A 12,494-nucleotide genomic window follows, 5' to 3' on the forward strand; every position below is an offset into this window, starting at 1 on the left:
CGAGACGATCATCTACCCGGCGACCTACCAGGGGGCGCACAACGTGTGCGCCACGCCGGACGGGGAGACGATCTTCGTCGGGGACGAGATCGGGTCGGGGCCGTGGACGCGGGCCTTCGACGTGAGCGATCTCAGCGACCCTGAGTTTCTGACCAGCATCATCGTAGACGAGAACGCGCCGGTCCACAACTGCTACGTCGAGGGCGACCTGCTGCACATCGCCCACTACACCGAGGGCTACCAGGTCTTCGACGTGAGCACCCCGGCCAGCCCGGAGCAGGTCGCGTTCTACGACACCTTCCCGCAGGCCGGGTCGGGCTTCAACGGTGCGTGGACGGCCTACCCCTACCTCCCGAGCGGCCGGACGATCATCTCGGACCTCCAGGGCGGGCTGTTCGTCGTCCGGGCCGACGTCGGCATCGGCCTCTCGGCGAGCGCGGTGGGCTCGCTGACCGTCGCGCCCGGCGGCGCGGTAAGCTTCGACTACACGGTGACCAACAACTCCGGCGCTGCCACGACCGGCGATCTCTTCTTCACGGCGAAGCGGAACGGAGTTGTCGTGTCGCAGGGTGTCGTCACGAGCGGGACGCTGCCGGCGGGGCAGTCGGTGAGCGGAGCCTACACCCAGCAGATCCCGGCGACGGCTCCGGCGGGGACTTACACCTACGAACTGAACGTCGGGCGCGCGCCGTCGAACAAGGCCAACACGTCGGCTTTCCCGCTCCTGATCAGTGGTCAGAGTGTGGCTGCCGCTGAGGCAGCCGCGTGGACCGTCGCCGAGGCAACCCCGTGGTCGGCCGCACCGGCCGCGCCCGAAGCGGCGAGCGCAACCGCCCTGGTGACCGACCTCACGGCGTTCCCGAACCCGTTCACCGACCTGACGACGCTGCGCTTCGGTCTCGACGCGCCCGCGACTGCCCACCTCGCGGTCTACGATGTCCTGGGCCGGGAGGTCGCCGTGCTGATCGACGGCGTGCTGGAGGCGGGCGGGCACGAGGCCGTGTTCGACGCGCGCGGCCTGCCGAGCGGGGCGTACGCCTACCGCCTGAACGTGGGCGGCGCGGTGCAGTCCGGCAGCATCACCCTGCTCCGCTGACGGGGCCCGCCGGGCAGCTTTGGGGCGGGTTCCGGGCCGGCAGCCCCTTGAACAAGCCTTTGTGAAATTGCCCAAAGCGCGTGAACAGATGTCAGCTTCACGCGCTTTGAGTGTGCGGTGCGTATTTTTACTTCGTTGCCCTCGCACTGACACCGGCAGCCCTTTACCCCACAGACCACTCTCAGGAGGCACTACCCAGATGACCACATCCCGCTTCTTCACCTTTTTCTGCGCCCTCGCCCTTGCAGCCTTCATCGGCTGCGGCGACACCGAAGCACCTGCAGCCGACGACATAGCTGAGGACGACACCATGGCCGAAGACGGCACCATGGAGGACGACACGATGGCGGGTGACAGCCCCCTCGTCGTCGCCGAGGGGGCCGGCCTCACCACCTTCCGCACCGCTGTCGCGCAGGCCGGTCTCGACGAGACCCTCAGCGGCGAAGGCCCGTTCACCATCTTCGCCCCGAGCGACGAGGCGTTCCAGGCCCTCCCGGAAGGCACGCTTGAGTCGCTCCTCGAAGAGGAGAACCGCGACCAGCTCACCAAAATCCTCACCTACCACGTCCTGCCGACGAGCGCCATGTCCGGCGACATCAGCGGCCAGCTGAACGTCGCGTCGGTGCAGGGCCAGGAGCTAGCCGTGGCAGCGGCTGACGGCGGCGTCACGGTGACCGATGCCCAGGGCAACGTCGCCAACGTCACCTCGGCTGACATGGCGACCAACAACGGCGTCATCCATGTCATCGACAGCGTGCTGCTGCCGGCCGACGACATGTAGGCCCGGCGTGCTTGTGGCGGAACGTTTCGTTCGCTTCCGCTTCCCAGCCCGGAGTGCCGACGGCATTCCGGGCTTTTCCGTTCTCCCCCCTTTCTTTCCCTCACCCCATGTCCTCTCCTGTCTACCTCCTCCTCGGTGCCACCGGCGGCATCGGCTCCGCGCTCGCCCGCAGCCTCGCCGCTAGCGGTGCCCGCCTCGTCCTCAGCGCCCGCCGTGAGGACGCCCTCCACGCCCTCGCCGAGGAGACCGGTGCCACCGCCCACCCGCTCGACGCGACCGACTACGCTCAGGTCCAGGCCGCCGTCGACGCGACCGTCGAGGCGCACGGCCGGATCGACGGCGCGGCCAACCTCGTCGGCTCGATCCTCCTCAAGCCGGCCCACCTCACGAGCGTCGAGGAGTTCGACACGACGGTCGCGCTGAACCTCAACACCGCGTTCTACCTCGTCAAGGCCGCCGCCCGGGCGATGCAGACCAACAAGGAGCCTAGCGGCGGCGCGATCGTGCTGATGGCCTCCGTGGCGGCCCGGCTCGGCCTCGCCAACCACGAAGCGATCGCCGCGGCGAAGGGCGGCGTGTCGGGCCTCGTGCTCGCGGCGGCGGCGAGCTACGCCCCCCGCAAGATCCGGGTCAACGCCGTCGCCCCCGGCCTCGTCCGCACCCCGCTCACGGCGCGGCTCACGGGCAGCGAGGCCGCCGAGCAGGCCTCGGCCAAGATGCACGCCCTCGGCCGGATCGGCGAGCCCGAAGACCTCGCCGGCGCGCTCGCCTTTCTCCTCGACGCCGAGCGGAGCGGGTGGATCACCGGGCAGACGCTGTCGGTCGACGGCGGCTTCGCGACGGTCCGGCCGCGGTAGTCACGGCCTACCTGCTACGTGTATAGCCAGGGGGCATCACTCGGCATGGGTCTGTTGGAGGGAACGGACTTGACTCAAGGCGCGATGGCCCCGATACCCTAGCTCTGGGTTTCGCCCCGCACTACTAACCCGCCCCGATCATCGAAAAGGGAACGGGAACGCCGGGGCGAGACATACAAGCCTTGCCTCTTCCCCTTTGCCTATCTCCCTCGTATGCCTGCCCCTACGCTCGTCTGGTTTCGCCACGACCTCCGCCTCGCCGACCACCCCGCGCTGTACCGGGCCGTCGAGCGGGGCGGTCCGGTTGTGCCCGTGTTCATCTGGGCTCCGGAGGAGGACGGCGAGTGGGCCCCCGGCGGCGCGCACCGGTGGTGGCTGCACTGCTCGTTGACGAAGCTCAGCCAGCGCTTGAGCCGCAACGCGTCCTGCCTCGTCCGGCGCTCCGGCCCCAGCCTGGACGCTCTCCGCGACCTGATCGCCGCCACCGGGGCCGACGCGGTCTACTGGAACGCCCGCTACGAGCCGGTGCTGCACGAGCGCGACGACGAGATCGCCGAGGCACTGCGCGGCGACGGAATCACGGTCAAGACCTTCGCCTCGCGCATCCTCCACGACCCCACCGCCGTCCGTACGACCACCGACGGGCCGTACCACGTCTACACCCCCTTCCGCAACAAGTTTGAGGAAACCGTCGAGGTAGGCGACCCGCTCGACGTGCCCCGGATGGGCGAGCACATCGCGCCCGAGTCGTGGCCCGAGAGCGAGGACCTGGAGTCCTTCCGGCTGCTGCCGCAGGACGAGGACGGGGTCAACTGGGCGAAGGAGATGGGCGCGTTCTGGACACCCGGCGAGCGCGCCGCCCACGCCGCGCTCCACCGGTTCCTGAACGAAGCGCTGATCGACTACGCCGAGAGCCGCAACCGCCCCGACCAGAACGGCACCTCCCGCTTCTCGCCCTACCTCCACCACGGCGAACTCAGCCCCCGCCAGGTCTGGCACCGCGTCAACAACTGGGTCCGCAACGGCTCGATGCGCGAGGCCGCCAACGCCTTCCTGAGCGAGATCATCTGGCGCGAGTTCTCCTACCACATCCTCTACCACTACCCCACCCTCCCAGCCGAGCCGCTCAAGGACAAGTTCGACGGCTTCGACTGGCGGATGGACGAGGACGCGCTCCGGCGCTGGCAGCGCGGGCAGACGGGCTACCCGATCGTCGACGCCGGGATGCGGCAGCTCTGGTCGATCGGCTGGATGCACAACCGCGTCCGCATGATCGCCGGCTCGTTCCTGACGAAGGACCTGATGATCCCGTGGCAGGAGGGCGAGCGCTGGTTCTGGGACACCCTCGTCGACGCCGACCTGGCGAGCAACGCGATGAACTGGCAGTGGGTCGCCGGCAGCGGCCCCGACGCCCAGCCCTTCTTCCGCGTCTTCAACCCCGTCAGCCAGGGCGAGAAGCACGACCCCGACGGGGCCTACGTCCGCCGGTGGGTGCCGGAGCTGAAGGACCTCCCGACGAAGTACCTCCACAGCCCGTGGACGGCCCCCGCCGAGATCCTGGCCGAAGCGGGCGTCGTCCTCGGCGAGACCTACCCCGAGCCCATCGTGGACCACAGCGAGGCCCGCGACCGCGCCCTCGAAGCCTCCGCGGAGATTAAGTAAGAGCGGAAGCAAGAGCGACCGGAAGAGTAGAAGGGACAGGCCCCTTCATCCCTCCTCTCCCTCCACGCCCTTTCTCCCATGCCCGTCTTCACCCGCCGCCTCGCCGTCGACGTACCTGCCGAGCGGCTGTTCGCGTGGCACGACCACCGGGGCGCGTTCAACCGCCTCACGCCGCCCTGGCAGCCGGTCCGGCTGGAGCAGTTCGAGGGCATCCGCGACGGGCAGCGGGCCGAGATCAAGCTCGGTCCGGGACCGGTCGCGCTGACCTGGGTCGCCGAGCACTTCGGGTTCGCCGAGGGGCGGCAGTTCAACGACCGGCAGGTGCGCGGGCCGTTCGCGGCATGGACCCACGCCCACCGGATGCTGCCCGACGGACCGGCCCGCTCGACGCTCGAAGACCACGTCGAGTACCGCCTGCCGCTCGCGCCGCTCTCAAACCTGGCGCGCGGCTTCGCCCGGAGCGAGATCGACCGCCTCTTCGCCTACCGGCACCGGGTGACGCGCGAAGACCTGGCCCGGCACGCGGCCTACGACCTCGCCCCGCAGACGATTGCCCTGACCGGCTCGACTGGCCTGCTCGGCGAAGCGCTCGTCGCCTTTCTCACGACCGGCGGGCACCGCGTGGTCCGGCTCGTTCGGTCGCCCGAGGCCGTAGCGCGCTACGCGGACCGGGCTGACGAGACCGCCGCCTACTGGAGCCCGAAGCGCGGCACGATGGACGCGGCTGCGCTCGAAGGTGTCGACGCCGTGATTCATCTTGCGGGCGAGAACGTCTTCGGGCTGCGCTGGAGCGAGGCCAAGAAGCAGCGCATCCTGGAGAGCCGACGGCAGGGAACGCGCCTCCTCGCCGAGACGCTCGCCGGGCTTGACCGTCCGCCTCGCACGCTGCTCTCGGCCTCGGCGAGCGGGTTCTACGGCGACCAAGGCGACGCGCGCGTCACGGAGGCCGACGGCTCGGGCGAGGGCTTTCTCGCACACGTTTGCCGAGTGTGGGAGGCCGAGACGGCACCGGCCGTTGAGGCGGGCGTCCGCACAGTCCACCTCCGCATCGGCCTCGTGCTGACGCCGGCCGGCGGGTTTCTCGGCACGATGCTGCCGGCGTTTCTTCTCGGCCTCGGGGGGACGGTGGGCAGCGGCGAGACCTACCTCCCGTGGATCGCGCTCGACGACGTGCTCTACGCCATGCTCCACCTCCTGGCGGGCGAGCAGCGTGGGCCGGTCAACCTCGGCGCGCCCGAGCCAGCCACGCAGCGCGCCTACACCCGCGCGATGGGCCGCGTGCTGCGCCGCCCCACGTTCCTGAACGTACCTGCCCCGCTCGTCCGCACCGCCGCCGGCGAGGTCGCCGACGAGATGGCGCTCAAGAGCGTCCGTATGCTCCCCGAGGCGCTCGTGAACTCAGGCTTCGCCTTCGCGTATCCCGACCTCGAACCGGCCCTCCGCCACCTCCTCGGTCGCACCGCATGAACCGCCTCGTCCTGTTCGCCCTCGCCTTCGCGCTCACCGCCACCGGCTGCGCGAGCGTACACACCACCGCCGACCTCGACGCCGCCGCTGTCGATCTCGACGGCCAACTCGACGCGCCCGGCCTGCTCGCCGCGACCGCGCTGCTCTACCACGCCTCGACCGAGCGCTACCCCGCCACGCCGTTCGAGCTTCTCGGGTCGGTGCAGGCACGCGAGACCGGGTTGCAGGATCTCGGCCTGAGCGACCTCGCTGTCGCGCCCGAGGGCAACGGCGTGCAGCTGCGCTACACGCTCCTCCCGAGCGCGGCCGACCCGTCGGACCGGTTCGGGACCGTGACGGTCGCCGAGACGGACACGGCCGGGGTCTACACCGTTGGGCTGCTCCTGGAGCGCACCGCCGATCCGGACCTGAACCGCCGGTCGCTGCCGCTCGCGCGGCGGGGGCAGTACGAGGTGGTCCGGGCGAAGGGTACGCTCTGCGCAGAAGTCGAGACGATCCGCGACCGGGTGCGGGCCGACGCCGAGGTCGGGGCGCCGCCGCTGCGGGCCGGCGAGGCGTACACGGTCACCTTCACCGCGACCGACGGCGTGACGGCGTCCGGTGCCCTTCGCGAGGGCGTGACCGTTACCTTGCCTCGATGAGCGGGCGCGGGATGCCGCGCCCCTGCGATCCCCTCTCTCCTCTTGGACGATGCCGACGTACGATGTCCTGATCGTGGGTGCCGGGCTGGCCGGGCTGGGCTGCGCCCGCGAACTGCACCGGCACGGCGTCTCGTGTAAAGTCATCGAGGCCTCCGACGGCGTCGGCGGGCGCGTCCGCACCGACGAGGTGGACGGCTTCCTCCTCGACCGCGGCTTCCAGGTGATGCTGACGGCCTACCCCGAGGCGCAGCGCGTGCTCGACTACGACGCGCTCGACTTCCGCTCGTTCTACGACGGCGCGCTCGTCCGCTTCGACGGACGATTCCACCGCATCGCCGACCCGCTCCGCGAGCCCCTCGCCGCGCCGGCGACCGTCTTCGCCCCCGTCGGCACGCTCGGCGACAAGCTCCGCACGCTCCGGCTCCGGCAGGCCGTCCGCGCGCCCGACCTCGACGCCCTCTGGGCGCGCGCCGAGATCACGACCGGCGCTGCGCTCCGCGAGCGCTACGGGTTCTCCGAGAAGATGACCCGGCGCTTCTTCGAGCCCTTCCTCGGCGGCATCCTGCTCGACCCCGACCTTGGCACGTCGAGCCGGGCGTTCGAGTTCTACTTCCGCATGTTCTCCGAGGGCGAGACCGCCGTGCCCGCGCGCGGGATGCAGCAAATCCCCGAGCAGCTAGCGGCCGGGCTGGAGGACCACACGGTCCAGCTCAACACGCGCGTGCAGCACGCTGGGCCGGGCTCGGTCACGCTCGAGACCGGGGCGGAGGTCGAGGCGCGCGCGGTCGTCGTCGCCACCGACGGGCCGGAGTTGGCCTATCTCCTCGACGGGTTCGACCCGCCCGCCTCGCGCTCCGTTGTTTGTCTTTACTACGCCGCGCCCGAGGCCCCGACCGAGGACCCCGTGCTCGTGCTCGACGGCGAGGGCGGCGGGCCGGTCAACAACGTGGCCGTGATGAGCAACGTGTCGCCGCACTACGCGCCGCCGGGGCAGCACCTCGTCTCGGTCTCCGTCATCGGCAACCCGACGCAGTCGGACGCCGAGGTCGAGATGGGCGTCCGCGCTCACCTCAGCCGGTGGTACCGCGGGGCCGAGAGCTGGCGCCACCTCAAGACGTACCGCATCCTCCACGCGCAGCCCGAGCAAGCGCCGCCGACGCTCTCGCCGCCGGAGCGCCCGGCGAAGCTCAGCCACGGCCTCTACCTCGCCGGCGACCACCGCACGAACGCCTCGATCAACGGCGCGCTCGTCTCGGGCCGCCGCGCCGCCGAGGCGGTCCTGGCCGACCTCGGGGTGCCCGCGTGACGACGGCCCACGCGCTCGTGCTGGCGCACCTCTTCGCCACGCTCACGATGTTCGGCGTGATCTGGATCGTGCAGGTCGTCCACTACCCGCTCTTCGCCGGGGTCGGTGCCGACGGGTTCGTGGCTTACGAGGCGTCGCACCAGGCGCGGATCTCCGTGATCGTCCTGCCCGCGATGCTGCTCGAACTCGGGACGGCGGTCGCGCTCCTCTGGACCCGCCCCGAGGTCGTCCCCGCGTGGATGGTGTGGACGGGCCTCGCGCTCGTCGGCGTGATCTGGCTCTCGACGGCGGTCTTGCAGGTGCCGATGCACACGGCGCTCTCGTCCGGCTTCGACGCCGACGCCCACGCCCGGCTCGTCGGGACGAACTGGGTCCGCACGGCGGCGTGGTCGCTGCGGGCCGGCCTCGTGCTCTGGATGACGGCGCTGCTGATGCGGTAACGCCTAGCTTTTCCTCCTGTAGGGGTTTGATTAATCGAACCCCTACGCCTCACCCAACCGCTTCTGCGACTCATGAACCGAGATACGATGCTCGACGCCCTCGGCGCGGACGAACCCTGGGACTTTGTCATCGTCGGCGGCGGGGCGACGGGGCTGGGGTGCGCCGTCGAGGCTGCCTCGCGCGGCTACCGGACGCTGCTCCTGGAGCAGCACGACTTCGCCAAGGGCACGTCGAGCCGCTCGACGAAGCTCGTCCACGGCGGCGTGCGCTACCTCCGGCAGGGCAACGTGGCCCTCGTCCTCGAAGCGCTCAAAGAGCGCGGCCTCCTCCTCCAGAACGCGCCCCACCTCGTGCGCGACCTCCCGTTCGTCGTCCCCAACTACGCGTGGTGGGAGGGGCCGTTCTACGGGATCGGGCTGAAGATGTACGACCTCCTCGCCGGGCGCTCCGGCTTCGGGCGGAGCAAGCACCTCTCAAAGGAAGAGACGCTGGAGCGCCTCCCGACGCTGGAGCCCGACGGCCTCGACGGCGGGGTGGTCTACTACGACGGGCAGTTCGACGACGCCCGCCTCGCGGTCAACCTCGCGCAGACGGCAGCGGACGAGGGCGGCGTCCTCCTGAACTACGTCGAGGTCGTCGGCCTCGTCCACGAGCACGGCGAGGTGCGCGGCGTCCTCGCCCGCGACGCCGAGACCGGGGCCGAGCACACCGTCCGGGCGAAGGCCGTCATCAACGCGACCGGCATCTTCACGGACCGGATCCGCCGGATGGACGACGCCGGCGCGAGCTCAATGGTCACGACGAGCCAGGGCGTCCACATCGTCCTCGACCGGCACTTCCTCCCCAGCGACACGGCGATCATGGTCCCGAAGACCGACGACGGGCGCGTCCTCTTCGCCATCCCGTGGCACGACCGCGTGCTCGTCGGCACGACCGACACCGAGGTGCCGCAGCCGGAGCTGGAGCCGCGCCCGCTCGCGGAGGAGTTGGACTACCTCTTCGAGCACACGGCGCGCTACCTCACCCAGGACCCGGCACCCGCCGACGTGCTGAGTACCTTCGCCGGCCTCCGCCCGCTCGTCGGGAGCCCGGACGGCGAGGGCACGGCGGCGCTCTCGCGCGACCACACCCTCCACATCTCCAAAACCGGCCTCGTCACGATCACCGGCGGCAAGTGGACCACCTACCGCAAGATGGCCGAGGACACGGTTGACCAGGCCGCGACGCTCGCCGACCTCCCCGACCGGCCTTCGGTCACCCGTACCCTCCGCATTCACGGCTGGCACGAAGCCGCGCACACCTACGGCGACCTCACCGACTACGGGGCCGACGCGCCGGCGGTCGAAGCGCTCATCGCCGAGCGCCCGGCGTGGAGCGAGCGGCTGCACCCGGACCGCCCGGTGCGGGCCGGCGAGGTCGTGTGGGCGGCGCGGCACGAAATGGCGCGGACGGTCGAGGACGTGCTCGCCCGGCGGCGCCGGACGCTGCTCCTCGACGCCCGCGCCAGCATGGACATGGCCCCGGCGGTGGCGGCGCTCCTGGCCGACGAGCTGGGGCGCGACGAGGCGTGGGAGCGCGAGCAGGTCGAGGCGTACCGGGCGCTGGCAGTGGGGTATCTGGTGGCGTAATGTGACCGGACCGTGAGCCGCGAGAGCAAGCCGGGGCGTATCCTCTTCCTTCACCGACTCGCCCGCCCGATGCTCGACGCCGACCGCTCCTCGGACGACCGCTTGGACCGCCGCCTCGCGTACGGCGTGCTCCGGCTCACGCTCGGGGTGAACATCTTGCTGCACGGCCTCGTCCGCGTCGGCAACCTCGGCGGCTTCGCCGACGGCCTCGCCGAGGGCTTTAGCGAGACGATCCTTCCGGCCCCGCTCGTCCGGCTCTCGGCCTACGGAATCGTCATCGCCGAGGTCGGCATCGGTGCCCTCCTGACGGTCGGGCTGTGGACGCGGTGGGCGCTCGTGGCGGGCGGGCTACTGATGACGGTGCTCGTCTTCGGGACGGCGCTCCGGCAGGACTGGGGGACGCTCGGCTCTCAGATGGTCTATGCCTTCCTCTACTTCGCCCTCCTGTTCGCGCGGACCTACGACTACTACAGCCTCGACCAACTGCGCCGCCGATGACGACCCCGTGCCCGACCCGGGCGCAGCGACTGAGCCATTCCCGGCCACGGCGACCCCAAGGGGTCGCCCCTACCCTGTTGGCGCGGAGCGCGGCGGCCTCGCTACCTTGACCGGCCTCGCCAGGCTCACCTTCTTCCGTCCTCTGTCCACCGTCCTCCGCCCACCGTCCCATGCCTTCTCGCCGCCTCTCGATCACCAGCCCGCGCGGCCACACGCTTGCAGCCCGCCTCGACCTACCCGAGGCGGAACCCGTCGCCGGGGCGCTCTTCGCGCACTGCTTCACCTGCTCGAAGGACCTCAAGGCCGTCGGCGCGATCAGCAGGGCGCTGAACCGCGAGGGCCTCGCGGTGCTCCGGTTCGACTTCACCGGCCTCGGCCAGAGCGAGGGCGAGTTCGCCGACTCGACGTTCTCGACGGACGTGGACGACCTCGTAGCCGCCGCCGGGTGCATGGCCGAGGAGCTGGAAGCGCCCGCGATCCTCGTCGGGCACTCGCTCGGCGGGGCGGCCGTGCTGCAGGCCACCGGGCGGATCCCGAGTGTCAAGGCCGTCGCCACGATCGGCGCGCCGTGCGACCCGGAGCACGTCCGTCACCTCTTCGACGCATCGCTCGGTGAGATCGAGGCGCAGGGCGAGGCCTGCGTGACGCTCGCCGGGCGGCCGTTCACGATCCGCAAGTCGTTCGTCGACGACCTCGCGGCGCAGCGCATGGACGAGGCCATCCGCAGCCTGGGCCGCGCCCTGCTCGTCTTCCACGCACCGGGCGACCAGACGGTCGGCATCGAGAACGCGGCGCACATTTTCCAGGCGGCCAAGCACCCCAAGAGCTTCGTCTCGCTCGACGACGCCGACCACCTGCTCACCAACGAGCGCGATGCCGAGTACGCCGGACGCGTCCTCGCCGCGTGGGCGCACCGGTATGTTGGGGAGAGCACGTAGCGCTGCCGCACCCGACCTGCCAGACTCTACGGAAGCTGGACTATCGAGTAGGGGTGGTGGCGGGTTCAACTCCAGCACACGCCTGTCGTCCATCTTCACTCCTCTATTCTCCATCCTCTAGCCTCCATGTGGGAATCCTTCAAAGAGTGGTTCTTCAGCCTCGGTGCCGAGTACGGCGTCGACCCGCTCATCTTCGGCGCGATCTACGTCGGCGCGATCCCGTTCTTCACGCTCTCGCTCGGGTGGCTGATCCGAAACCTGCGCCAGAAGAAGCCGGCTACGCTCCCGGCGTTTCTGTGCCTGTTCTTCTTCTGCTCGGCCTACCTCTACCTGCTCGTGGCCGGGCAGAACATTCCGTGGTGGGTCTACGGTCTCGTCGCCGCGATGGTCGTCCTCGGCGTCGTCTCGACGGTGCAGAAGGTGCGGGCCGGGCTGGCCGAGAGCCCCGAGGAGACGCCGGCCGAGTAGCGCCTACTCCGCCGCCTGCTCGATCCCGCTGATGATCTCTTCCAGCGTCGTCCGGCCTTTGTCGCGGGCGTAGAACCGGCGAACGTGCTTGTAGCGCTCGTCGGGGTCGAGCTGCAGTCCCTCGTTCATCACCCATGCCTGCAACTCCGACGGGCGCGGTCCCCACCACCCATGCTCGACGAAGTCGGCGTCGAGGACCAGGACGACGGGGATCGAGCGCGACCGCCCGTTCGTGAGGTGCCGGTCCATCAGGTCGAGGTGGGCGTCGCGGGCGAGGAGGCGGAAGTCGAGGCCCGGCGTCTCGCCGGCGAGGCGGGCGACGACCGGGAGGGCGTTGACGGCGTCGCCGCACCAGTCTTCGGAGAGTGCGAGGAGGTGCCACATCCCGGGCACGGCGGCGGCGCGGGCGGCGAGGTCGTCGGGGACGTGGGCGCGCTCCCAGACAGCGGCCCAGAGGTCGGCGTTTTTCTCGGCCGTCGGAAGGAACGCCTCGAAGGCGACGGCCTCGTCCCAGTACGGTTCGAGCGAGGCGTCGGAGGGGGCAGGATGGAGCATGCGTCTTGGGCTAGGTGAGGGCGGTTGTATGCCCGTGCGGCCGGTGCGTTCTTAGGAAGGGCAGGGAGTTTTTTCAGCGTGGGGGGAATGGGCGAAAGGGGGAATGGACATCGGCGCGGAGCGTGATGGTCTCCGTAGATTTAGTGGTTTTTCTTC

The 12,494-nt window shown here is 70.5% G+C and carries 13 protein-coding genes; 12 read left to right on the forward strand and 1 reads right to left on the reverse strand.

What is annotated here, in order from left to right:
* The 12 genes from AAGI91_16805 to AAGI91_16860 all read left to right on the forward strand — a co-directional run.
* On the forward strand, nt 1-1,096 hold a 1,096-nt coding region (locus tag AAGI91_16805), incomplete at its 5' end, for a T9SS type A sorting domain-containing protein (GenBank protein ID MEM1044270.1).
* A 199-nt stretch (nt 1,097-1,295) separates the two neighbouring features.
* A complete protein-coding gene (locus AAGI91_16810; protein ID MEM1044271.1) occupies nt 1,296-1,877 on the forward strand; it encodes a fasciclin domain-containing protein in 582 nt (193 codons plus the stop codon).
* Between the two features lie 107 nt (nt 1,878-1,984).
* Nucleotides 1,985-2,734 (forward strand): SDR family oxidoreductase, encoded by a 750-nt coding sequence (locus tag AAGI91_16815; GenBank protein MEM1044272.1) that lies wholly within the window; start codon nt 1,985-1,987, stop codon nt 2,732-2,734.
* Between the two features lie 213 nt (nt 2,735-2,947).
* The gene (locus AAGI91_16820; GenBank protein MEM1044273.1) at nt 2,948-4,396 is read left to right on the forward strand and encodes a deoxyribodipyrimidine photo-lyase; all 1,449 of its coding nucleotides are present in this window, start codon (nt 2,948-2,950) and stop codon (nt 4,394-4,396) included.
* A gap of 78 nt (nt 4,397-4,474) precedes the next feature.
* A complete protein-coding gene (locus AAGI91_16825) occupies nt 4,475-5,863 on the forward strand; it encodes a TIGR01777 family oxidoreductase (protein ID MEM1044274.1) in 1,389 nt (462 codons plus the stop codon).
* A complete protein-coding gene (locus AAGI91_16830) occupies nt 5,860-6,504 on the forward strand; it encodes a hypothetical protein (GenBank protein MEM1044275.1) in 645 nt (214 codons plus the stop codon). Before AAGI91_16825 ends, AAGI91_16830 begins: the two co-directional genes overlap by 4 nt.
* 49 nt (nt 6,505-6,553) lie before the next feature.
* Nucleotides 6,554-7,810: an NAD(P)/FAD-dependent oxidoreductase gene (locus AAGI91_16835; GenBank protein MEM1044276.1), complete on the forward strand. Its 1,257-nt coding sequence runs from the start codon at nt 6,554-6,556 to the stop codon at nt 7,808-7,810.
* The gene (locus tag AAGI91_16840) at nt 7,807-8,250 is read left to right on the forward strand and encodes a hypothetical protein (protein ID MEM1044277.1); all 444 of its coding nucleotides are present in this window, start codon (nt 7,807-7,809) and stop codon (nt 8,248-8,250) included. Before AAGI91_16835 ends, AAGI91_16840 begins: the two co-directional genes overlap by 4 nt.
* A gap of 72 nt (nt 8,251-8,322) precedes the next feature.
* Complete coding sequence (locus AAGI91_16845) at nt 8,323-9,879, forward strand: glycerol-3-phosphate dehydrogenase/oxidase (protein ID MEM1044278.1); 1,557 nt, start codon at nt 8,323-8,325, stop codon at nt 9,877-9,879.
* A 69-nt stretch (nt 9,880-9,948) separates the two neighbouring features.
* Nucleotides 9,949-10,377: a DoxX family protein gene (locus tag AAGI91_16850; GenBank protein MEM1044279.1), complete on the forward strand. Its 429-nt coding sequence runs from the start codon at nt 9,949-9,951 to the stop codon at nt 10,375-10,377.
* Nucleotides 10,378-10,547: 170 nt separating this feature from the next.
* On the forward strand, nt 10,548-11,315 hold the full coding sequence (locus AAGI91_16855; GenBank protein ID MEM1044280.1) for an alpha/beta hydrolase: 768 nt from the start codon (nt 10,548-10,550) through the stop codon (nt 11,313-11,315).
* A 126-nt stretch (nt 11,316-11,441) separates the two neighbouring features.
* Nucleotides 11,442-11,783, forward strand: coding sequence for a hypothetical protein (locus AAGI91_16860; GenBank protein ID MEM1044281.1), 342 nt, complete (start codon nt 11,442-11,444; stop codon nt 11,781-11,783).
* Between the two features lie 3 nt (nt 11,784-11,786).
* Here AAGI91_16860 and AAGI91_16865 read toward each other — a convergent pair whose 3' ends face one another.
* A complete protein-coding gene (locus AAGI91_16865; protein MEM1044282.1) occupies nt 11,787-12,338 on the reverse strand; it encodes a thioredoxin family protein in 552 nt (183 codons plus the stop codon).
* Between the last annotated feature and the right edge of the window lie 156 nt (nt 12,339-12,494).

This window comes from Bacteroidota bacterium (assembly GCA_038746285.1).
Classification (GTDB): domain Bacteria; phylum Bacteroidota; class Rhodothermia; order Rhodothermales; family JANQRZ01; genus JANQRZ01.